This window comes from Modestobacter muralis (genome assembly GCF_010682105.1).
Taxonomy (GTDB): Bacteria; Actinomycetota; Actinomycetes; order Mycobacteriales; family Geodermatophilaceae; genus Modestobacter; species Modestobacter muralis.
The window spans coordinates 1-25,047 of sequence record NZ_JAAGWH010000039.1; the positions used below are offsets into that span (position 1 = coordinate 1).

The following is a 25,047-nucleotide window of genomic DNA, read 5'->3' on the forward strand; positions in this document are numbered from 1 at the left end:
CCACTATCAAGGCTCTGGACGCCCCGACTCGGGAGAAGGTCCGAACCCGGCTGGAGTGGCTGATGCACGACCCTTCCGTGGTCACCGAAGAGCTGGTGGAAACCCGGTACCGGATCTACACCAGACCTGAGTTCGCCGCCATCGCCGGTGACCTGGTCGCCGGGCTGACTTCCCGAGTCCGGCCGGAGGAGTCGCTGACCGCGGAGCGGTTGGCGACGATCAGCTGCCCGACTCTGGTGCTGTGGACGCGGCAGAACCCGACCATGCCGTGGCAGGTCGGAGAGGCAGCTAGCCGGATCGTCCCGGGTGCAACGTTCTACCTCATGGAGGACGCCGGGCACTGGCCGCAGTTCGAAAAGCCTGCGGAGTTCCATGCAATCGTCGGCGAGTTCTTGCGCTCGGTGACCGCGAGGCACGGGGACGCCCGTCGCGCGGGGGACGGCAACCTTCCGGGCAAGGCCCCCGACGTCGTGCGGGCCGGCTGATGGGCAGCTTGGTGGGCGCGTACGCGACGTCCCACACGGCGATGATCATCCGCAAGTTCCAGCCGGACAACGACGTGCACGTCGCGGTGCATCAGGCGTTCGCCCAGGTGCGTGCGGAGGTGGACCGGCTGTCCCCCGACGTGCTCGTCGTCGTCGGCAGCGAGCACCTCAACTCCTTCGGCTACGACAGCTTTCCGCAGATCTGCGTGGGAATCGGGGAGACGGCCACGGGTTGGGGAGACGGAGGAGTCGCCAGCGCCGAGGTCCCGCTGGCCGGTGCGTTCGCCGCCCAACTCCTCGCCGACGGCGTGGCCGCCGGCTTCGACCTCGCCTTCTCCGCCAACCCCAAGATCGACCATGCGTTCATGGCGCCAATGACCCTCATCCGACCGGAGATGGACATCCCGGTGGTCCCGGTGTTCCAGAACGCCAATACCGAGCCTCTTCCACCGCTGTGGCGCTGCGCGCAGTTGGGGGAACTTCTGCGCGATGTCGTCACGCGGCGGCCCGCCGCCGAACGCGTGGTCATCCTGGGGACCGGCGGGCTCTCCCACTGGGTCGGCACGCCAGAGATGGGCCGGATCAACACTGAATTCGACGAGCGGTTCCTGCGGCATGTGCGCGCAGGCGACCTCGGCGCGATCCTCGCCATGACTACGGCCGACGTCCTCGCCGAGGCCGGCAACGGTGCCCCGGAAATCCGGAACTGGGTCACCGCGATCGCAGCCGCGTCGACTCGTGAGGGAGGCGCAGCGTCGGAGCCGGCGTGGGCGCCCGGACGGGGGGACGAGCGTAGGGCCCGTGTGCCGAAAGGGGCCGTCCTGGCGTACGAATCCGTGCCGGAATGGGCGACCGGGATTGCGCTGGCTCGTCTGTTGCCCGAGCAAGAACCGTGAACCTGGCTCTGGACCAGGTCATCCGCCAGGTCGTCCGGGACCCGGAGTTTCGTTCCTTCGCGGAAGAGGCGGGCCAGCAGGCGGCGGCCCGCGCAGGCGTATCACCGGCCGAACTGGCGGCGGTTCTAGAAGGCGACCTGGTCACCCTCCATCGAGGGGGAGCGCACCCCCTTCTGATCATGCAGCTGGCCGGTGCGCTCGGGATTGATCCGATGCGGCGCTTCGACGCCGAGCCGCGTGCCCATGACGTGACCGAGGAGAGATGATGAAGATCACGGTCGATCACGAGCGGTGCGAGGGCTTCGCCTCGTGCGTCGTGTCCGCCCCCGACCTCTTTGACCTCGACGACGAGCGCAACGTCGCCGTCGTCCTGGAGCCTGTCGCCGCTGACGCCCGCGCCTTGGCACTCGAGGCGGCCGCGAGTTGCCCGGTGCGCGCCATCACCGTCCTCGATCCGCCGGTGGTCGAGGCATCGCTGCCGACGGCGCGGCCGGTGCCCGAGGCAGCATCCCCGGACGCCGTCGCGATCGCCGTCGAGCGAATCCGCCAGGCGGCGGTCACCGGTACACCCTGTGCCCCGGTTCGTGACGTGCTGCCACCGACGCTGGCGGCCGGCTACGCCGTTCAGCAGGTGCTCTCCGCCCGCGCCGTCGCCGACGGTCGGCGGGTCGTCGGACGGAAGGTGGGCCTGACGAACCCCGTGGTGCAACGTCAGCTAGGCGTCGACCAGCCCGACCTGGGCGTGCTGTTCGAGGACATGGCAGTGGCCGACGGCGGGACGGTCGGCGCCGGTCGGCTGATCCAACCGCGGATCGAGGCCGAGGTAGCCCTGATCCTCGGCGCCGACCTGACTGGGCCCGACCTCACCAGCGGACACCTCCGCGCGGCCGTGGCCGAGGTAGTGGCCGCCCTGGAGATCGTGGACAGCCGCATTGCGGGCTGGGACATCAGTCTCGTGGACACGGTTGCCGACAACGCCTCCAGCGGACTGTTCGTGCTTGGCTCGCAGCGCCGGCCGTTGGACGACCTCGACCTCCGCACGGTGCGGATGACGCTGCGCGAGGACGACGACGAGGTGTCCACCGGGACCGGCGCCGACTGCCTGGGGGACCCGATCGCGGCCTTGGCCTGGCTTGCTGCGGCCGCCCGCGACCTCGGCCAGCCGCTACGGGCAGGCGACATCGTCCTCTCCGGAGCGCTCGGACCCATGGTGCCGGTCCGAGGGGGTGCAACGTATACCGCCGAATTGAGCGGACTCGGGCCCGTCGCCGTCACGTTCGGCGCAGGGGAACCGGCGTGACGGAGGGAACAGCCACTCGACGACGACGGCCGTGAGCCGGCCGGCGACCGGGCAAGTAGCACCGATTGTTCGCGGGCCCCAGCGCCCTTGATGGGCTGCCGCGGGCACCCATGACCGCTACCGGCCGAGAGCGCCGGCACACGAAGGAGGAGACATGGCAGGCAGAGTCGAGGGCAAGGTGGCGTTCATCTCGGGGGCGGCGCGAGGTCAGGGTCGCGCGCACGCCGTTCGGCTGGCCGAAGAGGGCGCGGACATCATCGCATTCGACGTTGCGGGCCCGGTGCCCGCTCAGGGTGCGCCGGCGGCAACGCCCGAGGACCTCGCCGAAACGATCCGGCTCGTCGAGAAGCTCGACCGGAGGATCATCGCCACACGGGCCGACGCCCGTGAGCCCGAAGCTGTCACCGCGTTGCTGGCCGACGGTGTGGCCCAGCTCGGCCGACTCGACATCGTCGTCGCCAACGCCGGGATCCAGGGCATTCCGGGCTCGGTCGCCGAAACGTCGGCGTCGGACTGGCAGGCGGTGCTGGACACCAACCTCAGTGGTGTCTACAACACGGTCAAGCCGGCGATCCCGCACCTCATCGCCGGTGGCGGCGGGGGTTCCATCACGATCATCAGTTCGTCGATCGCACTGAAGCTGGTACCAGGCCTGGCGCCGTACGGGGCCGCCAAGAGCGGCCTCATCGGATTGATGAAGACACTCGCTCTCGAGTTGGCCGCGCACTCCATCCGGGTCAACTCGATCCACCCGACGACGGTGCAGACGCCGATGCTGATCAACGACGTCAACTTCCGGTTGTTCCGGCCCGACCTGGACGACCCCACGCTCGAAGACGTCGAGCCGGTCTACCGCTCGCTCAACGCCCTTCCCGTGCCCTGGGTGGAACCGTCCGATATCGCCAACGCCCTACTGTTCCTGGCCTCCGACGAGGCGCGGTACATCACCGGTATCACGCTGCCGGTGGACGCTGGGTACGCGCTGAAATAGCACCGTCTCGGCCGATGTGACCTGCCTGGGTTCGGCTTCCGCCCATTCACCGAAAGGAGCGCGCAGTGACCACGAAGGTGGCCATCATCGGTTCGGGCAACATCGGCACCGACCTGATGATCAAGATCCAGCGGTTTTCGGAGGTACTCGAGGTCGCGGCGATGGTCGGGATCGACCCGGACTCCGACGGTCTGGCCCGCGCGCGGCGGATGGGCGTGCCGACGACCGCCGACGGTGTGGCCGGGCTGATCGCGATGCTGGCCTTCGACGCTATCGAGATCGTCCTGGATGCCACGTCGGCCGGCGCGCACAGGGCCAACGCCAGCGCGCTGGCCCCGTACGGGAAGCGGTTGATCGACCTGACACCGGCCGCGATCGGGCCCTACGTCGTGCCGACAGTCAACCTCGACCAGCACCTGGCCACCGGCAACGTGAACATGGTGACGTGCGGCGGGCAGGCCACCATCCCGATCGTCGCTGCGGTCGCCGCGGTCGCCCCGGTGCACTGGGCGGAGATCGTCGCCTCCATCTCCTCGCGCTCGGCCGGTCCCGGCACCCGGGCGAACATCGACGAGTTCACGGAGACCACCGCGCGGGCGATCGAGGCCGTCGGTGGGGCGACCAGGGGCAAGGCGATCATCGTGCTGAACCCCGCCGATCCGCCGCTGATCATGCGCGACACGGTGCTGTGCATCGTCGACGACTGCGACCGCGACGCGGTCACCGCGTCGGTGGAGCAGATGGTGGCGCGAGTACAGGAATACGTGCCCGGCTACCGGCTCAAGCAGCAGGTCCAGTTCACCCCGCTGCCGGCGTCGGAATCGTTGCGCGTGCTGCTCGGCGACGACGCGGCCGGCATCGACCGGGTGCAGGTGACGGTGTTCCTCGAGGTCGAGGGTGCCGCGCACTACCTCCCCGCCTACGCGGGCAACCTCGACATCATGACCTCGGCGGCCGTGCGGGTGGCCGAGCGGATCGCCGATCGGACGGCCTCCCGTTCCGCCGAGCTCGTGGAGACCCCCCGATGACCGCCGTCTACATCCAAGACGTCACCCTCCGGGACGGCATGCACGCCGTCCGGCATCGCCTGTCCGTTGACCAGGTGCGGGCGATCGCCGCCGCGCTGGATGCCGCCGGCGTCGACGCCATCGAGGTCGCGCATGGTGACGGTCTCGCCGGCGCCAGCCTCACCTACGGACCGGGCAGCAACACCGACGACGAGTGGATCTCCGCCGCCGCCGACGTGGTGAAGAACGCCCGGCTGACCACGCTGCTTCTTCCCGGCATCGGCACGATCGAGAACCTCGAGCGCGCGCACGGCTTGGGCGTCACGTCCGTGCGGGTGGCCACCCACGCGACCGAGGGCGACGTCGCTGCCCAGCACATCGGCAAGGCCCGCGACCTAGGCATGGACGTGTCAGGGTTCCTGATGATGAGCCACATGACGCCGGCGGCGGAGCTGGCCCGGCAGGCGAAGCTGATGGAGTCCTACGGAGCGCACTGCGTCTACGTCACCGACTCCGGCGGCCGGCTCACGATGGACGGGGTCCGCGAGCGCGTACGCGCCTACCGGGATGCCCTCGACGAAGGCACGCAGATCGGCATCCATGCGCACCAGAACCTGTCGCTGGCCGTGGCCAACTCCGTCGTGGCCGTCGAGGAGGGGGCCTACCGGGTCGATGCCTCGCTCGCCGGCATGGGCGCCGGGGCGGGGAACTGTCCCATCGAGCCGTTGATCGCCGTCGCCAACATCCACGGCTGGCAGCACGGCTGCGACCTGTTCCAGCTGCAGGACGCCGCCGACGACCTCGTGCGGCCGCTGCAGGACCGGCCCGTCCAAGTCGACCGGGAGACCCTGACGCTCGGCTATGCCGGGGTCTACTCGAGCTTTCTGCGTCACGCGGAAAAGGCCGCGGAGCAGTACGGGCTGGATACCCGGGACATTCTCGTGGAGGTAGGCCGCCGTCGATTCGTCGGGGGCCAAGAAGACATGATCGTCGACGTGGCCCTCGACCTCCTCACTGCTCGGGCTGTCAACGGTGCCAACCGAGACAGGACTGCCGCCGGAGCCGGCTGATTCCGCACCGCCGCGCTCTTCCTACCTTCGTCGCATGTCCGGGCCGTCTGGGCACTGTCACGTGGGTCGAGAAGTGGGCGTGCCGCCCTACCTATCGGACGGCCTGGGCGATCACCCGTCCGGCTCGGGGCGCCAGGTTCCACAGCGGCCTGCTCCGGCCGGGGCGAGGAGGGCGATCGAGCCGTCGGGCGGGACTCACCCGGTGTCGGTTTCCGTAGGCGGCTGTCACGTTCTGATGGGTCGGAGCCCCGGGCGACCGCCGGCACGTTCGGGTGATCTCCCGGGCGCCAGGAGCCGGGCCCGCCATCAGTGCCCCGCTCGGTGCGCTGGTCCGAGTGGCCGTCCCACACCCCCCGGCCTGTGGCGAGCGCACAGACCATGGTCAGACCAATAGACCTGGGATTAGGGTGGTGGCCGACACATACTGCGGGAGGAATCAGCGATGGCAGAGCAGGTGCTTGCGGCGGTCCGGACGCGGCCGGGGACAACCGAGCTCCGGGAGTTCCCGATGCCGGACATCGGCGACGACGAGGCGTTGCTGAAGATCGAGGTCGCAGGGATCTGCGGCACGGACGTGAAGCTGTACCGCAAGCCCACCATCGACGCCCCGGTGATCATGGGCCACGAGAACGTCGGCATCGTGGCGAAGGCCGGCGCGAAGTGGCAGAAGATCCACGGCCTGGCCGAGGGCGACCGGATCTTCGTCGAGCACTACGTCGGCTGCATGCACTGCGAGTGGTGCCGGGCCGGGGAGTACCGGCACTGCGAGCTCACCGACTGGCGCACCAATCCCGACGGCCGCCGCTACGGCTACACGTCCTCGGACAACCCCGGCCGGCTGTGGGGCGGGTTTAGCCAGTACATGTACCTGCCGTGGAACGCCGTCACCCACAGGGTGCCCGACGGCGTCAGCGCCGAGCTCGCCGGCCTGGTGACGCCGCTGTCGAACGGCATCGAGTGGGCGCTGAACGCAGGTGGAGTCGGCTACGCGAAGACCGTCCTCATCCAGGGGCCGGGCCAGCAGGGTCTGTCACAGGTGGTGGCCTCCAGGCAGGCCGGCGCGTCCCTGATCGTGGTCACCGGCACCACCCGTGACGCCACCCGCCTGCAGCTGGCGAAGGACCTCGGGGCGGACGCCGTCGTCGACGTCCTCCAGGAGGACCCGCTCGCGAAGGTCATGGAGCTCACCGGAGGAAAGGGCGTCGACGTCGTCCTCGACTGCACCTCCGGTGCCGGCACCGCTCCGGTGCTCCTCGGCATCGATGCGCTGAAGCGGCGCGAGGGCACCATGGTCACCCAGGGCGAGGAGGGCGCGTTCCCGGACTTCCCGCTGAAGAAGATGACCGAGAAGTGCATCACGCTCGCCAGTGCCCGGGGGCACAGCTACCGCTCGGTCGAGCTCGCGCTCGAGCAGCTGGCGTCTCACCGGTTCCCGCTGGAGCGGCTGGCCACGCACAGCTTCGGCCTGGCCGACGTCGACCATGCGATCCGCGCGCTGGCCGGCGAGACGGGCGAGGACGCCCTCCACATCTCCCTCAAGCCGTGGGGGGATGCATGAGCGCGGTGCGCGGCAACGTCGTCGTCACGGGGATCGCCCGGGCCGACCGCGCGGTCGTGGACGGGCTCGGTTCCTGCGGCGTCGCGACCGTCCACGAGGCCGAGGGCCGGACGCACCTGCTCGACCCGGCCCTCCGCCCGGTCTACCCGGGGGCGCGGATCGCGGGCACCGCCGTCACGGTGAGCCTGCCGCCGGGGGACAACTGGATGGTCCACGTCGCCGTCGAGCAGTGCGTCGAGGGTGACGTGCTGGTCATCGCGCCGACGTCGCCGTCCCAGGCCGCCTACATCGGCGATCTGCTCGCCACCACGCTGGCCACCCGCGGGGTGCGGGGAGTGGTCGTGGACGCAGGTGTCCGGGACGTCGCCGAGCTGACCGCGATGCCGTTCCCCGCCTGGTCCCGGCACATCTCCGCCTTCGGCTGCATCAAGGCGACCATCGGCAGCGTCAACGTCGGGGTCGTTTGCGCCGGCCAGTGGATCGAGCCGGGGGACGTGGTCGTCGCCGATGACGACGGCGTGGTCGTCGTCCCGCGAGGGCGCGCGGCCGACGTGCTGGCAGCGGCCCGTGCCCGCGAAGAGCGCGAAGCCGGCATCCGCGAGCGGTACCAGGCCGGGCAGCTGGGCCTGGACATGAACGGTATGCGCGAGCCGCTGGCTGCCAGGGGACTGAGCTACGTCGAGCAGGAGCCCCCGCGTTGATCATCGACATCCATGGTCACTACACGACCGAGCCGGCGCAGCTGAAGCGCTTCCGCGAGGCGCAGCTGGCCGCCCTCGACAACGGCGGCGCCGCGCCGCAGCTCGGCGCCATCAGCGACGACGAGGTGCGGGAGAGCGTCGAGGCCAATCAGCTGCGCGTGCTCCGCGAGCGCGGCGGTGACTACATGGTCTTCTCGCCGCGTGCCTCGGGCATGGGGCATCACGTGCCGGACCCGGCCACCGCGGTGGCCTGGGCACGGGTCAGCAACGACCTGGTGGCCCGGGTCGCCGACCTCTACCCGCAGCACTTCGCGCCGGTCTGCCAGCTCCCGCAGACCCCCGGCGGCTCGCTGGACGACGTCGTCGCCGAGCTGCGCCGTTGCGTCGAGGAGCGTGGCTTCGTCGGCGCCAACCTCAACCCGGACCCCTCCGGCGGCAACTGGACCTCCCCGCCGCTCACCGACCCGTACTGGTACCCGGTGTACGAGGCGCTCGTGGAGCTCGATGTGCCCGCGATGGTGCACGTGTCGAGCTCCTGCAACCCGAACTTCCACGCCCTCGGCGCCCACTACCTCAACGCCGACACCTCCGCCTTCATGCAGTTCCTCGAGGGCGACCTGTTCGAGCGCTTCCCGACGCTCCGGCTGGTCATCCCGCACGGCGGCGGCGCCGTTCCGTACCACTGGGGCCGCTACCGCGGGCTGGCCATGCGCATGGGCTGGAAGGACCCGGCGGAACTGCTGCGCAACGTCTACTTTGACACCTGCGTCTACCACCAGCCGGGGATCGACCTCCTGACCCGGGTGATCCCGGCGGAGAACATCCTGTTCGCCTCCGAGATGCTCGGTGCGGTCCGCGGTGCCGACCCGGAGACCGGTGTCGAGTGGGACGACACCAAGCGCTACCTGGACTCGGCAGGGCTGGGCGAGGCCCAGCGGAAGGTGATCTTCGAGGACAACGCCCGCCGGGTCTACCCCCGGCTCGACGCCCGCCTGAGAGGAAGCTGATCGCGTGTCCCGGCTCAACCTGACGTTCGCCTGCGGCGACTACGACCGCACCCGTGCCCTCGAGGAGGGCACCGTGCGCCCCGAGGGCATCGACCTGACCTACCTGCGCCTACCGGTCGAGGAGACGTTCTTCCGGATGATGCGGTACCGGGAGTTCGAGGTCGCCGAGATGTCGCTGTCCTCCTACGTGAAGTCGCTCGACCTCGACGAGCCGCCGTTCGTCGCGCTGCCGGTCTACACCTCGCGGCAGTTCCGCCACGCCGGCATCTTCGTCAACACCGAGTCCGGCATCGAGAAGCCGGAGGACCTGCGGGGCAAGGTCGTGGGCACCCCTGAGTGGCAGCTCACCGCGAACGTCTGGATCCGCGGTTTCCTGGACGACCAGTACGGGGTGCCGGTGGACTCGGTCGAGTACCGCACCGGCGGGCAAGAGACGCCGGGCCGGATCGAGAAGGCCGCCGTCGACCTCGGCGACCGCATTCGGATCTCGCCGGTCGGCCCCGGCCAGACGCTGTCCCGGATGCTGGCCGACGGTGAGATCGACGCCTTCCAGGGCCCCCGGGTGCCGTCGTCCTTCGTCCCGGGCGGCAACGTCCGCCGACTGTTCGCCGACCCGGTGGCCGCGGAGAAGCAGTACTTCGCCGGGACCGGCATCTTCCCGATCATGCACGTCGTCGTGGTCCGCCGGGACGTCTACGAGCGGCACCCGTGGGTGGCGCAGACCCTGACCAAGGCGCTGCACCTGGCCAAGAGCAAGGCGGCGGCGGAGCTGTACGACGCCTCTGCGCTGCGCTTCATGCTTCCCTGGCTGATCCCCGGGCTGGAGGAGGCGCGGACCCTGCTGGGTGAGGACTACTGGTCCTACGGGCTGCAGGGCAACGAGCACGTGCTGGCCACCTTCCTCCGGTACCACCACGAGCAGGGGCTGTCCCGGCGGCAGTACGAGCCGGGGGACCTGTTCGCCCCCGAGTCCACAGAGAGGTTCGTCATCTGACGGGCGCCGAAGGAGAGATCCGCACGGTCGGCGGCGCGGCCACGCAGGGCAGCTTTACCTTCGGGATGCCGTACGGGCGCGCGGTGCTGTACCTGGGGGCGGTTACGGGATGCAACCAGGTGCTCGCCGACTCGGGGCTGTGGACCGTCCGCGCTGGCCGGCGATGGCCTCCTGGACTGCGCGCTGGGCCTGGCCGAGGACGCGGTGGTTGACGTACCAGTGGTGCGGGCACGGCAGACGCTGGTGACCGAGCCGACCCGCGAGGACCTCGCGGACCCGCGGTAGTCCCGCCTCCCGGTGGGTGCCCTGGCGCGCAGGTCGCCCACCGGGGCGCCGGATCAGGCAGCGGGCGTGGCGAGGAGCGTCTTCAGCGGCGTGCCGGCGTCGGCGACCAGTTCGGCCGGCAGCGGGATGTCATGGGTCAACGCCTTGCGCACGGCGAGATAGTCGGCGGGGGCGTTGACCGCGTCGACGGCCAGTAGCGCGCCCCTCCGGTAGTAGAGCACCGAGAAGCTCTCCGTGTCGGGGTTGCCCCGGACGACGTGCTCGTCGAAGCCGGTAGAGAGCCCCGCGATCTGCAGCTTCAGATCGCCCTGGTTCGACCAGAACCACGGGACGCTGCGTGCGTGGGCCTCTCTGCCGGCCAGTGTTGCGGCGGCCAGCGTGGCCTGAGCCACGGCGCTGGGCACCGACTCCAGGCGCACCCGGCCTTCCCCGGTCAGCGGGTGGGGGAGGACGGTGCAGTCGCCGGCGGCGACCACCGACGGCGCGCTCGTGCGGGCGTGCGCGTCCACGACGATGCCGCCGTCGCACTCGAGCCCGAGCTGCTCGGCCAGCTCCGTGCGCGGGACGACGCCGATGCCCACCATCACCAGGTCGGCGGGCAGGCTGCGACCGTCGGCGAGCTCGACCTCCTCGACGTGGCCGTCGGCGCCCCGGAACCCGACGACGCCGGTGGACAGCAGCACGGTGCTGCCGCGGCGCTCGTGGGCCTCGCGGAGGAAGTCCGAGACGACCGGCGCCACGGCCCGCCCCACCAGCCGGTCGGCCGCCTCGACCACGACGACGTCCTTGCCCTTGGCTCGCGCGGCGGCCACGGCCTCGAGGCCGATGAACCCACCGCCCACGACGACCACGCGCGAAGCCTCGGTCAGCCGGTCGCGCAGCGCGATCGCGTCGTCCAGGTCGCGGAGATAGAGGATGCCATCGAGGTCGGCTCCGGGGACGTCCAGGCGGCGGGGCCGTGCCCCGACGGTGAGCGCCAGCCGGGCGAAGGGCAGCTCCCGGCCGCTCGAGGTACGGGCGACGCCGGGGCGCTCGCCGGCGGGGAGGGCGACGTCGACGACGCGCTCGCCGCAGACCAGGTCGATGTCGTGGTCGGCGTAGAACGAGGGGGTGCGGAACGCCAGCCCGTCCTGCGTCGTCGTCCCGGCCAGGAACTCCTTCGACAGCGGCGGACGCTGGTAGGGCGGGTGGGCCTCCGCGCCGACCAGCGTGATGGGCGCCGTGTCACCGAGCTGGCGCAGGGACGCGACCAGTTGGACGCCGGCCTGGCTGGCGCCGACGACGAGCGTGCCGGCCTCTCGCTGCGCGTGCGTCATGGAAGAGCCCCCGGGGATCGGCGCGGAAAGGTAAGACCATTCTGGCAGACTGTGCGGAGGAGGACCAGAGATGACCGAGGACCTGCGCGCGACTGTCCCACTGGGATGCCGCCCGCTGGGTGCCGCGGAGCAGGAAGACCCAGGGCGTCCAGGGGAACCTCGTGCGGCGGCTGGACCGGAGCTGAGCCGGATCAGCCGGCGGGACGGCGCCGGCGCAGCATCATGGCCGGGAGGGTCATGCCGACGCCGACCACTGCCATCGCCGGGGTCAGCGGCACCGCCACGACCAGGCCGGCGACGGCGAGCGGCGCGGCGAACAGGGCGGCGGCCCGGAACGTGCCGCTCACCGCGATCGCCTCGCCCCGCTCCTCCGGGTGCACCGCCTCCGCGGCGATCGACGGGCCGAGCACCTGGATGGCGCCAGCGGCGACCCCGCTCACCACGAGCACGGACGCGGAGAGCGCGATGCTTTCCGCCACGGCCGCCATCAGGGCCGTGGCCACGCCGGTGAGCAGGATCCCGGTGCCCAGTACCCGCGTCGTCCAGCGACCGGGGGGGACGCGGCCGGCCACGGCCGTGCCCACGAGGGAGGCGCCGTTGGCCGCCGCGACGAGGACCCCGATCGTGGTCGCCGACTGGCGGGCCTGGTCGAGCGCCAACGGCACATACGACGTGAGCAGCGCCCGCCATGCGCCCGTCGTCATCCCCGCCCAGCAGGCCACGTCCACCCCCGGACGCCGCCACAGCCGGCCCGGCGGCCGGTCCGCCGGGGGCACGAACGGCGGCAGCCGGTCCAGCAGGGCGTTGGGTACCAGACCCAGTAAGGCGACGACTGCTGCCACGATGAGTGCCAGCGCCGCACTGTCCTCGGACAGGACGCCGGCGACGAGTGGGCCGACCAGCAGGCCGACCGCGGAGGCGAGGTTCACCGTGGCCAATGCGCCCGCGGCGCGGCCAGCCCCGCGGACCACGTGGGTCTGACTCCCGGTCCAGAACAACGCCCGCGACGCCCCCTGCAGTAGCTGGGCGAGGACGAACGGGAGCAGGGCAGCGGACACGGCAACGACCAGGCAGCTGGCGGCGAGCAGGACCCCCGCAGTGGCGATCAGGGTCCAGTCGGGCCAGCGCCGCATGGCCCAGCCGAGACCGAGCCGGACCAGCATCTGGGAGAGGGCGGAGACAGCCGTGAGGGCGCCGACTCCGAACGCCGAGTAGCCCACCTCGATCGCGAGCAGCGGCAGGGCGATGCTGGCGATGCTGAGCGACAGCGAGTAGATCCCCGCACCGATCGCCGAGGCCATCGGGTCGCGTCGACTTCTCACCGGGTCCTGCTCAGTGTCGGGAGGCACACGGCCGCGGGTCTGCCCTCGCCCACCTGCCACCTCCGCACCCTGGCCTCGTCTGCGCAAACGTAGCAGTGCGGCCCCTCAAAGGGCTGACCAACAGTCCATTCGCGCGGCTCGAGCCCAGAGCTGGAACCCCTGGGTCGCCGACTCGAGCTGGTCACGTCGGTACGGCCGTTCACCGATGGGCTGCGGTCATCAACCCGGAGAAAGCTCTCAGGGGGATCTGGACGGCTCCACCGGGCGCCAGTAGCCTCTGCAATACGGAAGTTGCTTCTTCCATGCTCCGCCCGGTCCCTCAGGACGGCGGATGTCGCCGTGTTTCTCAGGAGGTCAAGCTGTCTGTCATCTCCATCCCGGAGTGCGATGTCGACCTCTTCAGCGACGACGTACTCCGCGACCCGTATCCGGCATACGCGACGTTGCGAGACCTCGGGCCTGTCGTCCGGCTGACCAGGCACGGATTCCTGGCCGTCTCCCGCTACGGCGACGTCCGTGCGGTCCTCAATGACCCGGAGCACTTCGTCTCGGGCAAAGGCGTCGGATTCAACGACGAGTTCAACCACGTCCGCGCGAGCAGCATCATCGCCTCGGACGAGCCACGCCATGGCGTGCTTCGGGACGTCCTCGGTGAGCGGCTCGGTCCTCGCGCGCTCAGGGGCGTCGACGAACTCATCCGCAGTCGCGCGGCCGAGCTGGTGGCCGATGTCGCGCAGCGAGAGTCCTTCGATGCCGTCAAGGAGTTCGCCGAGATCTTCCCGGTGCAGGTGGTCGGGGAGCTCATCGGGCTTCCGGCCGACAAGCGCAGTCACCTCCTGAGGTGGGCGAACGGCGCGTTCAACGCGTTCGGACCTCCCGGTGAGCGAACGTCTGCAGGGCTGGCCGACATCGCCGAGCAGTTCGAGTACATCCGTACCGTCGCCACCCGTGAGGGGCTCGCGCCCGGCAGCATGGGCGCGGCCGTCTACGATGCCGCCGACCGGGGAGACATCCCCGAGGAGTGGTCCCTTCCGCTGCTGTCCGCCTACCTCACCGCGGGAATGGACACCACGGTCAACGCCCTGGCCTCAATGATCCTTCTGCTGGGCACCCACCAGGACTCGTGGCGGGAGCTGCGCGAGCATCCCGAACTCGCGCCGTCGGTGGTCAACGAGGTGCTGCGCATCGAGTCGCCGGCCCAGCTGTTCGCCCGGGTGGCAGTGGAGGGCGCGCAGGTCGCCGGTATCCCGATCGCCGAAGGCGAGCGCGTTGCCGCCATCTACGCCAGCGCCAACCGCGACGAGAACCAGTACCCCGACCCGGACCGCTTCGACATCCGCCGCAACCCTGCCGGCCACCTTGCGTTCGGGTCCGGGCTGCACGTCTGTGCCGGGCAGCACCTGGCCAAGATAGAGCTGCGGGCCATGCTCGAGGCCATGCTGGACCAGGTCGAGGTGATCACGGTGGGCGAACCCACGCGCAAGATCAACAACGTGTTGCGCGGTCTCACCGGTCTCCCGGCCGCCTTCGCGGCGCGTCAGCCGGCGTAAGTGAGCATCAGCGCGATGAAGGGACACCGTCCATGGGGATGACGCAGATGGACCGGGTGGACGCCGCACCCGGCCACCGTGACTACACGTCTTTCATCGACGGTGCCTACGTCGCCGTCGAGCCGGGTGGGGAGACCATCTCGCTCGTGGACCCGGCCACGCTGGTCGTGCTGGGCACGGTGCATGGGGCGTCGGCCGACGTGGTCGACTCGGCCGTGCGCAGCGGTGCGGCGGCGCAGCGCACGTGGATTGCCCTCGCGCCCGGTGAGCGGACGAGGCGGCTGACCCGATGGGCGGCGCTACTCCGCCAGCACGCCGACGAGATCGCCGCACTGGACGTCGCGACGGTGGGCAGGCTCCGCCGGGAGGCGGTCGACGACGTGGTGAAGTCCACCGGGCAGATCGAGTTCTGGGCCCACGAGGGGCCCCAGTTGCTCCGGAGGTCGGAGCGTAGCCACGTCCCCGACCATCTCTTCCTGACCTGTCCGGAGCCGGTCGGGGTCTGCGGGCTGCTGCTCCCCGGTAACGTGCCGAGCCGGATGTTGCTGGTCCACTCCGCCGTAGCGCTGGGCGCTGGCAACGCGGTGGTCGTCAAGCCCTCCGACCTCTCGCCGACCTCGGCCTCGAGGATCGCTGAACTGGCGATCGAGGCCGGGTTGCCGCCGGGTTTGTTCAACGTGGTGACCGGTTCAGCGGCAACCGGTACCGCCCTCGTCGCACATGAGGGGGTCGGCGGCCTGTCCTTCACCGGCAGTACCGCGACCGGGCGCGTGGTCGCGGCGGCGGCGGCCTCGCGCTTTGCCAAGGTGGCCCTCGAGCTGGGGGGCAAGGCCCCGCAGATCGTCTTCGACGACGCGCCGATCGAGGCGGCTTGCGAGGCGATCGTCTGGTCGGTCTGCTCGAACGCCGGCCAGATCTGTACGGCCGGAACCCGCGCCCTGGTGCACGAGGACGTCTACGAGCAGGTGCTGCAACGGCTGCTCGAGATGGTGCGCCTCGTGCGCGTCGGGGACCCGCACGACGACGCGACCGACGTCGGCCCGCTGTCGTCGCGGCGCGGGCTGGACAAGGTGGCGGAGCTGGTCGACAGCGGCCGGGCAGAGGCCCGACTGGTCCACGGCGGTCGCCCGGTCGAGGGCCTGCCCGGATACTTCTTCGAGCCGACGATCTTCGCCGATGTTCCACCGGACGCCCGGATCTTCCAGGAGGAGGTGTTCGGGCCGGTCCTGTGCGTCACCCCGTTTCGGGACGAGGAACACGCCCTCGAGTTGGCGAACGACGCGTCCTACGCGCTGGCCTCCAACGTGTGGACGGCGGACCTGCGTCGCGCGCTCCGGGTTGCCGACCGGATCGAGACAGGCACGGTGTGGTGCGGCACCAGCCGCTTGGGTGACCCGCACATGCCCCTGCGCGCCGGGCGGAAGAGCGGCGGTTCCCACGCCCGTGGGCTCGTCGACGTGTTCACCCAGGAGAAGCTCGTCATCGCGTCGCTGCGCTCGGATGCTGTCGGGCCGCACTGGTCGCTGGGGTCGAGAGGAGCCGGATCGTGAGTACAGCAGGCGACGGAAGTGGAGATGCGGTGAGCGGCCTGAACCTGACCGGGCGGACCGGGGTGGTCACCGGCGGCGGACGGGGTATCGGGCGGGCGCTGTGCGACTTCCTCGCGGACGCCGGGGCGCACGTTATCGTGGCCGACATCGACGCCGACACGGCGCGGGAGACCGCCGACCTGATCGGGCAGAGGGGGGGAGCCGCGTCCAGCGTCCGGGCCGACGTCGGCTCGGCCAGTGGTCTCGACGCCCTCGTGGGGCATGTCGAGGAGCTCGGCGGTCGGCTCGATTTCCTGGTGAACAATGCCGCCGTGTATGCCGGGTTGGTGTACCAGCCGATGGAGGAGATCGACGAGGAGGAGTGGGACAAGGTTCAGCAGGTCAACGTCGCCGGCATCTGGCGCTGCACGAGGCGACTGCTGCCGGCGCTGGCCGGCGAGAGTGGCGGGCGAGTGGTGAACATCGCCTCCTCCATCGCCTTCCGGGGCACACCCCTGCTGCTGCACTACGTCACCTCGAAGGCTGCCGTAATCGGCATGACCAGAGCCATGGCGCGGGAACTGGGAAATCGGAACGTCACCGTCAACGCGGTGGCTCCCGGGTTCACCTGGACGGATGCGAGCCTGGACCAGGTCAAGGATGAGGCCCAGCTGGCCGAGCAGGTGGCGAGGCGATCGATCAAGCGACCCCAGCAGCCGGAGGACGTGGCGGGGGCGGTGGCCTTCTTCTGCTCCGACCTCGCCGGCTACATCACCGGTCAGACGCTGATCGTCGACGGCGGATCACACATGCACTGAGGGCCCACCCGGGCCGCCGGCCGTCACTCCTCCTTCAGGGCCTCGGGTCGAGGGTCGTTCCTTCCCAGGGGTACCGCTCGGTCGGTAGACCGGCGGCTCCCCTGCGAGGGCCGGAGGGCTACCGCGACTCGAGCAGGACGCCGCCCAGGAAGTCGGCCAGGGCCTGGTGGGCGTCCAGTGGGAGCACGTGCGCGACGTACTGGTCCGGCCGAACCAGCACCATGCATCCCGTGGCCCTGTCGATCCCCCGAAGGTCGAAGATGTCGCTCCCGCGGTCCGCGCAGAAGACCTTCTCGTAGTCCACCAGGCGGAATCGACCCTTCCTGGGCTGAAGGATCGCCGGCACCTCGTCGGTGGACAGATCCCGGTGCCCCTGCTGCAGCACCGCCCGGACGTCGATGACGGAGTCGCACTCCGCGCCGGAGGGCGTGTGCCGGGCCACGGGCGACTCGTCCGACTCCAGGAAGTCGCACAGCTCTCGAAGCCGTGAGCTAGGGCTGGCCGGGTGCTCCCGGTCGGCGAAGGCGTACAGACGCCAGGCGCCGTCCGCGCGCGCGACGTGCCCGAGATGAAGGTGCTTGGCGTCGGCCAGTCGGACGACCGGGGCGGAGTGGAACCGCATTCCGACCGGCAATCCGGCGGCGAGGTGCTGGAAGTCGCAGTCCGCAGTGATCATCGACGGTGCGTACGTGGTGGCGACGCCCGCAGTGAAGCGACCCTGCTGCACGAAGTACCGCTGGAACTCCTCCGGGTCGGCGCCCTCGTTGCTCGGGTCTGCGCTGAACCTGCGGGAGAACTCGCGATCGAAAGCGATGAGTTCGGCGGCGACCTCCTGGCGCTCCGTGGAGTAGGTGTGCAGCAGGTCAGGTCGTGCCGTACCGCGCAGCACGGCACCCAGTTTCCAACCGAGGTTCCAGGCGTCGGCCATGGAGACGTTCATGCCCTGGCCGGCCTTGGCGCTGTGCGTGTGGCAGGCATCGCCGGCGATGAAGACGCGCGGGTGACGGGTGGCAGTCTCCCCGGCGGGCACGTCGTCGAACTTGTCGCTCAGCCTCTGACCGATCTCGTACACCGACCACCAGCCGACGTCCTTCACCTCGACGGTGTACGGGTGCAGGATCCGGTTCGCGACCGCGGCCAGCTTCGCGGGAGTGACGCTGCGGTTCTCCAGCATGTCCCGATCCCGGACAGCATCGAGTTCGATGTAGAGACGTACCAGGTACCCGCCCTCGCGCGGGATGACGAGGATGCTGCCCTCGCTCGCCGAGATCGCCGCCTTGAGACGGATGTCGGGGAAGTCGGTCACGCACAGGACATCCATGACGCCCCAGGACTGGTTCGTCAGGTCCCCGACCAGCTCACGGCCGATGGCTGACCGGACGTTGCTGCGCGCGCCGTCGCAACCGACGACGTATCTGGCCCGAACCGTCGATGTTCGCCCGGTGGTCCGGGAGTCGTCCAGGTGCTCCAGCGTGACCGTCACCGGATGCTCCGAGCCTCCGCTGGGATCCACGGTGAGGTCGCTCGCGTGCAGACCGTAGGACGGAGCCAGCCTGCTGGCCGACCGCTCCATGTGCTCCCGGAGGTAGGTCAGCATCCGCGCCTGGTTCACGATCACGTGTGGGAACTCCGACAGCCCCACTTCGGTGTCGAGCACCCGGCCCGTCCGGGCAATGCTGCTCGGATCCTCGGGATCGGGCCGCCAGAAGGTGACCTCGTTGACCCAGTACGCCTCGTCGAGCAGCCGGCCGGCCAACCCGAACGCCTCGAACATCTCCACCGTGCGCACCGCGACCCCGTCGGCCTGCCCGACCTCAAGGGGCCCGTTCCTGCGGTCGACGATCATGGTGCTGATCTCCGGGAAGGCGGCGAGTTGTGCCGCCAGTACCAGCCCGGCCGGGCCGCAGCCGACGATCAGCACGTCGACCTGCTCGGGGAGCCCTTCCGGCCGCCCGGTCACGGAGGGGTGTGGTTCCTGGACCAGAGGGTCCCCCGGCCGGTAACCGTCGAGATAGAACTGCATCGTCGCAACGTAGGCAGTCGCAGCGGAGTGAGCAACGGGACGACCTGCGCCTGCGGCGCGGGGAAACGTCCGCATCCCGTGCCAGCCCACCCGCACTGCACCCCGCCGTTCCGCCTGAGGGAGCCGCCGGTAGGCCCGTCCGGGCGGCCGAGCAGCTCGGGTGGCCATCGTGTCCGTCTCCCGCCGGGTGAACGGTGCCCCTGCCCGGCCGCCTCGCTGCCGTCGCCGGACGCTCCGCAGAGGTCGGGGCCGGGTTGGGAGGACTGCGCCCTGATGGCGGCATCGGGCGCAGGCCGGGGTTGTGCCGCCGACCGGGACCGTTGCAGCATCGGGCATGTCTCCTCGACGACTTCCCGTGATGGTGGCGGCCACGCGGCGGGCGCTGCCCCATCACGGCGCCGAGCTCGCGAGGTGGGCCTCGGAACTCTGCCGCACTGCCAGCGGCTTTCCCGGACACCTGAGCAACGACGTCACGCGTCGGCACGTGCGGGGCTCGGTGCAGCTCACCGTGGCAGTCACCTTCGACAGTGCGTCGTCGGCGTCGGCCTGGGAGAACAGTCCGGAGCGAGCGGCGCTCGTGGCCGCGGGCGACGCCCTGACGGAGGGGGAACCGATGGCCACGGCGCTCGTGCTGCCCGGCCCGGGACAGAGCCGGCTGCGGACTGCGACCGTGGTCTGGGCAGGCTTGTTCCCGTTCGCGCTGGTCCTCAACGTGCTCGCCGCAGCCCCACTGGCCGGGCTGCACGTGGTGCCCCGGACGCTGGTGACCACTGTGGTGCTCGTCCCGCTCGCCGTCTACGTCGGTATCCCGGCGGTCCAGGGAGTCCTGCGATGGGCGGCCACCCGCGGCCGGTGAGCCGGGCGAGGCCCCGGCCCGTTTCCGGGGTGCCCGGGCCTGGCAGGGCCGATCAGCGAGATCACGCCTGGGTCACAATCTCTGGAGCGCAGAGACTTGGGCTGGCTGCCGGAAAGACTGCGCGGTAGCTTCGCGTCCGGCGTGACGGCGGCCACAATGGCCGGGTGCCCGGCCGCCTGAGACAACCGGGTTCGGCAGAGAGGTGCAGCGACGTGATCAGGTCTGGACGGAAGATTGGAACGATGGCGGGGCGCGCGGGTATCAGCGCGGTCCTGCTCGCCACCGTCGTCGCCTGCGGCGACTCCGAGGGGGGCGGTGAGACGACGGCCGGCAACGATGAGGCCGGGAACCCCTTCGAGGGCGAGAGCATCGACTTCGTGGTCCCCTACGACCCGGGCGGCGGTTACGACACCTACGCCCGCTTGATCGCTCCGTACCTCGGTGACTGCCTGGGCGCCCGCGTCACGGTCCTGAACGAGCCGGGAGCCGGCGGCATCCTGGCGACCAACCAGACGGCTTCCAGTCCTGCGGACGGAACGCGGATCCAGATCCTCGACATGATCGGTGTGTCGGCGGCGCAGATCGCCGGTTCCGAAGGTGTGAACTTCGACTTGGGCGAGTTCTCCTGGATCGGCCGGATAGCCGCCCCTCCGCTCGTCGTGCTCACCGACGGAGACGGCGACATGACGAGCTTCCAGGGTCTGGCCGATGCATCGGAAGCCCAGTTCGTCGCCACCGGGCTGGGTGGCTCCGAGTACATCGCCGCGGCCGTCCTGTCCCAGGCGTACGAGATCCCCAGCACGATCGCCACCGGCTTCCCCGGCTCGCCGGACGCGACGAACACCGTCATCGCGGGGGACGCCGACGCCCATGTCATGCCCTACGACAGCGTCCTCAGGTTCTTCGAGAGCGGCGACGGCGCTCCGGCGGCCGTCCTCTCCGACGAATTGCCCCAGTACATGCCGGAGGCCCCGCTGATCGGCGAGTTCGAGCCGCAGAGCGAGAACGGTCAGGAACTTGTCGACCAGCTGATCACGCTCGCCGACACCGGCCGAGCCGTGGGGGCGCCTCCGGGTGTCCCCGAGGACCGGCTGGCCGCCCTGCGGGACGGCTTCGCCTGTGCCATGGAGAACGAGGAGCTGGTGGCGGAGTTCGATACCCAGGAGCGACCCGTCGACTTCCTGGGCGGCGAGGAGTACGCCCAGCTGGTCGACGAGGTGCTGGACCCCACGGCAGAATTCCGGACGGTCGTCGAGGAGTCCTTCTAGGTCCTTCGCACCGGGGGATCCGTCGGTTTCCATGACGGGTCCCCCGGGGCGGGCGGCACGATCGCCGGAGTGGTCCAAGGGCCATCGGGCGCGCTGGTCGGGAGAGGTCGCCGTGTCATGAGTCATCGCGAGGAGGCCCGCACGCAGCAGGACGCCGTCGAAGAGGACGCCGTGACGCAGGACGGGCGCCTCCATGAGGACGCCGTGCTCCTCACCCCCCGCCTGGTGATGCGGCCACTCCTGCGCCACTACGTCGCGGATCTCGTCGACCTCTATGGCGATCCGGCCGTGACCCGGTTCCTGAAGCCGCTGGACCACGCCGGTCATCTGCGGCGGTGCGAGGAGGCGGAGGAGATGTGGGCGTCGCGCGGGTTCGGACGCGTGGCCGTGCACGACAGGGTGGATGACCGCTTCCTCGGGCGCAGTGGGTTGCAGTACTGGTCCCACCTCGGCGAGGTCGAGCTGACCTGGGCGTTGCGTCGCGACGCCTGGGGGAACGGGTACGCCACCGAGGCCGCGGCGGCCTGGCTCGCCTGGGCGCTGCGGACGCGCGGCCTGCCGTACGTGACCGCGATGATCGATCCACAGAACACCGCGTCCCGCGCGGTGGCCGAGCGGGTGGGGATGACCGTCCTGCGCACTGATGAGCAGCACGGCCGCCCCGTGATCGTCTACGCAGCCGGCGTTGGTGGGGTAGACTTGCCAGCAGAGGACCGTTCTGCACAGCAGACAAACGGACCAGAGAACCGGGGACGCGGAGGGACGACATGAGCGATCAGTCCAGTGTGCTGGCCGACGTGCGTCGGGGGATGATCCCGGCGCACTTGTACAACGACCGCGAGCTATTCGAGCTCGAACGCGAGCGTGTGTTCGGCCGGGCGTGGGTCTTCGTCGGCCACGAGTCCGAGATCCCGAACAGCGGTGATTACGTCGTCCGCCGAGTCCTGGAGGATTCGTTCATCGTCACTCGCGACGAACAGGGAGTCGTGCGGGCGCACTTCAACATGTGCCTGCACCGCGGCATGCAGGTCTGCCGCGCCGAGATGGGCAACGCCTCGCACTTCCGCTGCCCGTACCACGGCTGGTCCTATCGGAACGACGGGCGGATCGTGGGCCTGCCTTTCCACAAGGACGCCTACGGCGGCGAGGCGGGGTTCAAGCGCAAGGGGCAGCGGTTGCTGCCTGCGCCCAGCCTGGGGATCTACAACGGGCTGATCTTCGTCTCAATGGATCCCGACGCCCCGCCGCTGGAGGACTACCTCGGAGACTTCCGCTTCTACCTCGACTACTACACCAAGCAGAGCTCCAGCGGCATCGAGCTCCGCGGGCCGCAGCGCTGGCGGGTCAAGGCGAACTGGAAGATCGGCGCGGAGAACTTCGCCGGGGACATGTACCACACGCCGCAGACGCACACGTCCGTCGTGGAGATCGGGCTGTTCCGTGAGCCCAAGGCAGAAAAGCGCAAGGACGGCTGCACGTACTGGGCGGGCAATGGCGGCGGCACCACGTACAAGCTGCCGTCGGGAGACCTGGACGAGCGACTGCGCTACGTCGGCTACCCGCAGGAGATGGTCGACCGGATGAAGGAGACGCTCTCCCAGGACCAGCTCAGGGTGATCGGGGAGGACGGGTTCATGATCAGTGCCGCCTCGATCTACCCCAACATGTCGTTTGTGCACAACTGGCCGAAGGTCGCGGACAACACCGACCAGGTCCTGCCGTTCATCTCGATCCGCCAGTGGCAGCCGATCAGTGAGGACGAGACGGAGGTTCTGTCCTGGTTCGCCGTCGACGCCGAGGCCCCCGAGGAGTTCAAGGCCCTCTCCTACAAGGCCTACCTGATGTGCTTCGGGTCGACCGGGATGTTCGAGCAGGACGACGTCGAGAACTGGGTGTCGCTGACGAACACCGCGGCCGGTTCGATGGCTCGCCGATTGCTCCTCAACAGCCGCATGGGGCTACTGGAGGACGGCACTGAGGTGGTCCCCGCGCTCACGCCCGATGAGTTCCACGGCCCCGGGGTGGCCCACACCGGCTACGGGGAGTACAACCAGCGCGAGCTGCTCAACCGGTGGGCCGATGACCTGGAGCAGCCGGTCAAGGCCGCGGTGACCATGGAGGTCGGCTACGCCGAGCAGGTCTCCTCCGCGCAGGAGAACAGCGGACCTCTTCGCCCGGTGGACGACGTCGCGGAGCGTGCGGTCGAGGTCGCTGCACCCACGGGCGAGCAGACGGGAGCCGGAGAGTGAGCCACCCCATCCCGACGCCGGTGAGCAGCCCGGCTGCCCCGGCCGTCACACCGGTCGACCTGCACTCGGCGCGGTCAGTCCTGGGTCGTAGCGCCTCTCGCGTCGTGCGCACCGGCCGGACCCTCCCCTTCTCCGACCCGCGGCACCTCGAGGCGTCGCGCTGGCTGGTCGACGAGGCATGGTTGCTCGACGCGCAGGCATACGAAGAGTGGTTGGACCTTCTCGCCGACGACATCCACTACCTGATGCCGGTCCGGGTCACCACCGCCCTCGGTGCCGGCTATGACACGTCCCCGGGAATGGCCCACTTCGATGAGGACAAGTACTCGTTGTCGCGCCGGGTCGCGCGGTTCCTGACCGAGCACGCCTGGACGGAAGATCCACCCTCCCGGCTGCGGCACCACCTGAGCAACGTCCGGACCTTCGCTACGGCCGAGGAGGACCACCTGATCGTCGATTCGGCCGTGCTGCTCTTCCGGAACCGCGGGGACGTCCATGAGGGGTCGTTCATCTCCGCAGGGCGGGAGGACCTCCTCCGCAACACCGCCGACGGCTGGAAGCTCGCCCGGCGCACGATCATGGTCGATGACTCGGTCATGCGGATGCAGAACCTGGCGATCTTCCTGTGACGCTCAAGTGGGAAGGTGAGGATGAGGACGCGCGGTCGGCCCGGCGTGCGGCCGAGGAGCGTGCCGCGCTCCTCAAGCACACGGTGGGGGAGCCGATCACCGTGGCCAACGAGTTCGCCGAGGTGCGCGCGGTCCGGGTCGAGACCCGGAACGGGTCCCGGCTGCTGGTGGAGTCGCCCAAGTCGGGTCAGTGGATCGCGCTCGATCCGCTGGAGCTGGAAGCACTGACGTGGCAAAGCACCGCCACCTTCTCGGCTATGATCGGCAATCCCTTCGGCCCCCTCATCCCCGAGGCGACCGGCGGCCTGGTTCCGGGTGGGGCGCTCACCGACGGAGGGAGCGGAGCCCGGGGGCAGCTGCCGGAGAGCGGCGCGCGGTGAGTGCTCCATCGGGCGGATGGCTGGCAGGGCGACGTGCTCTCGTCGTGGGCGCCGGTTCCGGTATCGGTCGAGCCGTCGTCGACTCCTTCCTGGCCGAGGGTGCGCGGGTCGCGGTCCTCGAGCGGGATGCCGACAAGAGCCGGGCACTGGCCCAGGCGCTGCCGCAGGTTCCGGTCACGGTGGGGGACGCGACGACCCGCGGCGCCAACGACGCCGCGGTGGCCGCGGCCGTCGACGCCTTCGGCGGGCTCGACCTGCTGGTCAGCTGCGTGGGGATCTTCGACTACTACCGGAGCATCGTCGACCTGGACGCCGACCTGCTGGACACCGCCTTCGACCAGATGTTCCACCCCAACGTCAAGTCGATGCTGCATTCGGTGAAGGCCGCGCTGCCCGCACTGCACGAGTCGGGCAACGCGTCGATCGTGCTCACCGAGTCGACGTCGGCCTACTACCCGGGCCGGGGCGGCGTCCTCTATGTGGCGTCGAAGTTCGCCGTCCGTGGGCTGGTCACCGCCCTCGCCCACGATCTCGCGCCGGAGATCCGGGTGAACGGCGTGGCGCCCGGCGGGACCTTGAACACCGACCTGCGAGGCCTGCCCAGCCTCGGGCTCGGCGAGCGCAGCCTGGGCGATGCTCCGGGGCGAGCGGCCGAGATGGCTGCGCGGGTGCCGTTGCAGGTGGCGCTGTCGGGCGAGGATCACGCATGGAGCTACGTGTTCCTGGCCTCCCACCGGGCCCGCGGCATCACCGGGACGACCGTCCACACCGACGGTGGCATGGGCGTCGTCGCCCCCAAGAAACGATCGTGAA

General features: G+C 70.2%; 24 protein-coding genes. 21 read left to right on the plus strand and 3 right to left on the minus strand.

Features of this window, described 5'->3' with window-relative positions; translation table 11 throughout:
- The 11 genes from GCU67_RS13665 to GCU67_RS13715 all read left to right on the plus strand — a co-directional run.
- Positions 1–485, plus strand: a 485-nt coding sequence (locus GCU67_RS13665) for an alpha/beta fold hydrolase (protein WP_163611775.1), incomplete at its 5' end; no start/stop codon positions are given.
- Positions 485–1,381, plus strand: a complete 897-nt coding sequence (locus GCU67_RS13670) for a DODA-type extradiol aromatic ring-opening family dioxygenase (protein ID WP_163611776.1) — start codon at positions 485–487, stop codon at positions 1,379–1,381. The genes GCU67_RS13665 and GCU67_RS13670, both read left to right, overlap by 1 nt.
- Complete coding sequence (locus tag GCU67_RS13675; RefSeq protein WP_163611777.1) at positions 1,378–1,647, plus strand: hypothetical protein; 270 nt, start codon at positions 1,378–1,380, stop codon at positions 1,645–1,647. Before GCU67_RS13670 ends, GCU67_RS13675 begins: the two co-directional genes overlap by 4 nt.
- Positions 1,647–2,681 (plus strand): fumarylacetoacetate hydrolase family protein, encoded by a 1,035-nt coding sequence (locus GCU67_RS13680; protein WP_163611778.1) that lies wholly within the window; start codon positions 1,647–1,649, stop codon positions 2,679–2,681. The genes GCU67_RS13675 and GCU67_RS13680 overlap by 1 nt, the downstream gene beginning before the upstream one ends.
- A 154-nt stretch (positions 2,682–2,835) precedes the next feature.
- A complete protein-coding gene (locus tag GCU67_RS13685) occupies positions 2,836–3,672 on the plus strand; it encodes a mycofactocin-coupled SDR family oxidoreductase (protein ID WP_163611779.1) in 837 nt (278 codons plus the stop codon).
- 65 nt (positions 3,673–3,737) lie between these two features.
- Positions 3,738–4,700, plus strand: coding sequence for an acetaldehyde dehydrogenase (acetylating) (locus tag GCU67_RS13690; RefSeq protein ID WP_338105006.1), 963 nt, complete (start codon positions 3,738–3,740; stop codon positions 4,698–4,700).
- Positions 4,697–5,749: a 4-hydroxy-2-oxovalerate aldolase gene (gene dmpG, locus GCU67_RS13695; protein WP_163611780.1), complete on the plus strand. Its 1,053-nt coding sequence runs from the start codon at positions 4,697–4,699 to the stop codon at positions 5,747–5,749. Before GCU67_RS13690 ends, dmpG begins: the two co-directional genes overlap by 4 nt.
- A 508-nt stretch (positions 5,750–6,257) precedes the next feature.
- Positions 6,258–7,307 (plus strand): zinc-dependent alcohol dehydrogenase, encoded by a 1,050-nt coding sequence (locus tag GCU67_RS13700; RefSeq protein WP_211661381.1) that lies wholly within the window; start codon positions 6,258–6,260, stop codon positions 7,305–7,307.
- The gene (locus GCU67_RS13705) at positions 7,304–8,008 is read left to right on the plus strand and encodes a 4-carboxy-4-hydroxy-2-oxoadipate aldolase/oxaloacetate decarboxylase (RefSeq protein WP_163611782.1); all 705 of its coding nucleotides are present in this window, start codon (positions 7,304–7,306) and stop codon (positions 8,006–8,008) included. Before GCU67_RS13700 ends, GCU67_RS13705 begins: the two co-directional genes overlap by 4 nt.
- A complete protein-coding gene (locus tag GCU67_RS13710) occupies positions 8,005–9,015 on the plus strand; it encodes an amidohydrolase family protein (RefSeq protein WP_163611783.1) in 1,011 nt (336 codons plus the stop codon). Before GCU67_RS13705 ends, GCU67_RS13710 begins: the two co-directional genes overlap by 4 nt.
- A 4-nt stretch (positions 9,016–9,019) precedes the next feature.
- Entirely contained in the window at positions 9,020–10,009 is a 990-nt protein-coding gene (locus tag GCU67_RS13715; protein ID WP_163611784.1) for a type 2 periplasmic-binding domain-containing protein, read from the plus strand.
- 338 nt (positions 10,010–10,347) lie between these two features.
- Here the strand turns inward: GCU67_RS13715 and GCU67_RS13720 are convergent, their stop codons facing one another.
- The gene (locus tag GCU67_RS13720) at positions 10,348–11,610 is read right to left on the minus strand and encodes an NAD(P)/FAD-dependent oxidoreductase (protein WP_163611785.1); all 1,263 of its coding nucleotides are present in this window, start codon (positions 11,608–11,610) and stop codon (positions 10,348–10,350) included.
- A gap of 191 nt (positions 11,611–11,801) precedes the next feature.
- Positions 11,802–12,932 (minus strand): MFS transporter, encoded by a 1,131-nt coding sequence (locus GCU67_RS13725; RefSeq protein ID WP_163611786.1) that lies wholly within the window; start codon positions 12,930–12,932, stop codon positions 11,802–11,804.
- 302 nt (positions 12,933–13,234) lie between these two features.
- Here GCU67_RS13725 and GCU67_RS13730 point away from each other — a divergent pair, with 302 nt between their 5' ends.
- From GCU67_RS13730 to GCU67_RS13740, 3 genes are read left to right on the plus strand one after another with little or no spacing between them, the layout of a single operon-like run.
- Positions 13,235–14,482: a cytochrome P450 gene (locus tag GCU67_RS13730; protein WP_163611787.1), complete on the plus strand. Its 1,248-nt coding sequence runs from the start codon at positions 13,235–13,237 to the stop codon at positions 14,480–14,482.
- A gap of 38 nt (positions 14,483–14,520) precedes the next feature.
- A complete protein-coding gene (locus tag GCU67_RS13735) occupies positions 14,521–16,032 on the plus strand; it encodes an aldehyde dehydrogenase family protein (RefSeq protein WP_163611788.1) in 1,512 nt (503 codons plus the stop codon).
- A gap of 29 nt (positions 16,033–16,061) precedes the next feature.
- Positions 16,062–16,829: a glucose 1-dehydrogenase gene (locus tag GCU67_RS13740; protein WP_163611789.1), complete on the plus strand. Its 768-nt coding sequence runs from the start codon at positions 16,062–16,064 to the stop codon at positions 16,827–16,829.
- Positions 16,830–16,947: 118 nt separating this feature from the next.
- Here GCU67_RS13740 and GCU67_RS13745 read toward each other — a convergent pair whose 3' ends face one another.
- Positions 16,948–18,852, minus strand: a complete 1,905-nt coding sequence (locus tag GCU67_RS13745) for an FAD-binding monooxygenase (RefSeq protein ID WP_163611790.1) — start codon at positions 18,850–18,852, stop codon at positions 16,948–16,950.
- A 613-nt stretch (positions 18,853–19,465) separates the two neighbouring features.
- On the opposite strand from GCU67_RS13745, the gene GCU67_RS21400 reads away from it, so the two are divergent.
- From GCU67_RS21400 to hcaB, 7 genes are all read left to right on the plus strand, one after another.
- A complete protein-coding gene (locus GCU67_RS21400) occupies positions 19,466–19,708 on the plus strand; it encodes a putative antibiotic biosynthesis monooxygenase (RefSeq protein WP_211661382.1) in 243 nt (80 codons plus the stop codon).
- Positions 19,709–19,920: 212 nt separating this feature from the next.
- Complete coding sequence (locus GCU67_RS13755) at positions 19,921–20,976, plus strand: tripartite tricarboxylate transporter substrate-binding protein (RefSeq protein WP_211661383.1); 1,056 nt, start codon at positions 19,921–19,923, stop codon at positions 20,974–20,976.
- A gap of 117 nt (positions 20,977–21,093) precedes the next feature.
- Entirely contained in the window at positions 21,094–21,747 is a 654-nt protein-coding gene (locus tag GCU67_RS13760; RefSeq protein ID WP_163611793.1) for a GNAT family N-acetyltransferase, read from the plus strand.
- Positions 21,744–23,225 (plus strand): Rieske 2Fe-2S domain-containing protein, encoded by a 1,482-nt coding sequence (locus GCU67_RS13765; RefSeq protein WP_163611794.1) that lies wholly within the window; start codon positions 21,744–21,746, stop codon positions 23,223–23,225. The genes GCU67_RS13760 and GCU67_RS13765 overlap by 4 nt, the downstream gene beginning before the upstream one ends.
- A gap of 104 nt (positions 23,226–23,329) precedes the next feature.
- Entirely contained in the window at positions 23,330–23,854 is a 525-nt protein-coding gene (locus GCU67_RS13770; protein WP_338105007.1) for a 3-phenylpropionate/cinnamic acid dioxygenase subunit beta, read from the plus strand.
- Positions 23,851–24,234, plus strand: a complete 384-nt coding sequence (locus GCU67_RS13775; protein ID WP_211661384.1) for a hypothetical protein — start codon at positions 23,851–23,853, stop codon at positions 24,232–24,234. The genes GCU67_RS13770 and GCU67_RS13775 overlap by 4 nt, the downstream gene beginning before the upstream one ends.
- Entirely contained in the window at positions 24,231–25,046 is an 816-nt protein-coding gene (gene hcaB, locus GCU67_RS13780) for a 3-(cis-5,6-dihydroxycyclohexa-1,3-dien-1-yl)propanoate dehydrogenase (RefSeq protein ID WP_163611795.1), read from the plus strand. The genes GCU67_RS13775 and hcaB overlap by 4 nt, the downstream gene beginning before the upstream one ends.
- Position 25,047: the final 1 nt, after the last annotated feature.

Coding starts and splice junctions, on each gene's coding strand:
- GCU67_RS13670 (WP_163611776.1), top strand. CDS start 485: ATGGGCAGCTTGGTGGGCGCGTACGCGACGTCCCACACGGCGATGATC.
- GCU67_RS13685 (WP_163611779.1), top strand. CDS start 2,836: ATGGCAGGCAGAGTCGAGGGCAAGGTGGCGTTCATCTCGGGGGCGGCG.
- GCU67_RS13700 (WP_211661381.1), top strand. CDS start 6,258: ATGCCGGACATCGGCGACGACGAGGCGTTGCTGAAGATCGAGGTCGCA.
- GCU67_RS13745 (WP_163611790.1), bottom strand. CDS start 18,852: ATGCAGTTCTATCTCGACGGTTACCGGCCGGGGGACCCTCTGGTCCAG.
- GCU67_RS13720 (WP_163611785.1), bottom strand. CDS start 11,610: ATGACGCACGCGCAGCGAGAGGCCGGCACGCTCGTCGTCGGCGCCAGC.
- dmpG (WP_163611780.1), top strand. CDS start 4,697: ATGACCGCCGTCTACATCCAAGACGTCACCCTCCGGGACGGCATGCAC.
- GCU67_RS21400 (WP_211661382.1), top strand. CDS start 19,466: ATGGCCACGGCGCTCGTGCTGCCCGGCCCGGGACAGAGCCGGCTGCGG.
- GCU67_RS13760 (WP_163611793.1), top strand. CDS start 21,094: ATGAGTCATCGCGAGGAGGCCCGCACGCAGCAGGACGCCGTCGAAGAG.
- GCU67_RS13705 (WP_163611782.1), top strand. CDS start 7,304: ATGAGCGCGGTGCGCGGCAACGTCGTCGTCACGGGGATCGCCCGGGCC.
- GCU67_RS13765 (WP_163611794.1), top strand. CDS start 21,744: ATGAGCGATCAGTCCAGTGTGCTGGCCGACGTGCGTCGGGGGATGATC.
- GCU67_RS13735 (WP_163611788.1), top strand. CDS start 14,521: ATGACGCAGATGGACCGGGTGGACGCCGCACCCGGCCACCGTGACTAC.
- GCU67_RS13730 (WP_163611787.1), top strand. CDS start 13,235: ATGCTCCGCCCGGTCCCTCAGGACGGCGGATGTCGCCGTGTTTCTCAG.
- GCU67_RS13680 (WP_163611778.1), top strand. CDS start 1,647: ATGAAGATCACGGTCGATCACGAGCGGTGCGAGGGCTTCGCCTCGTGC.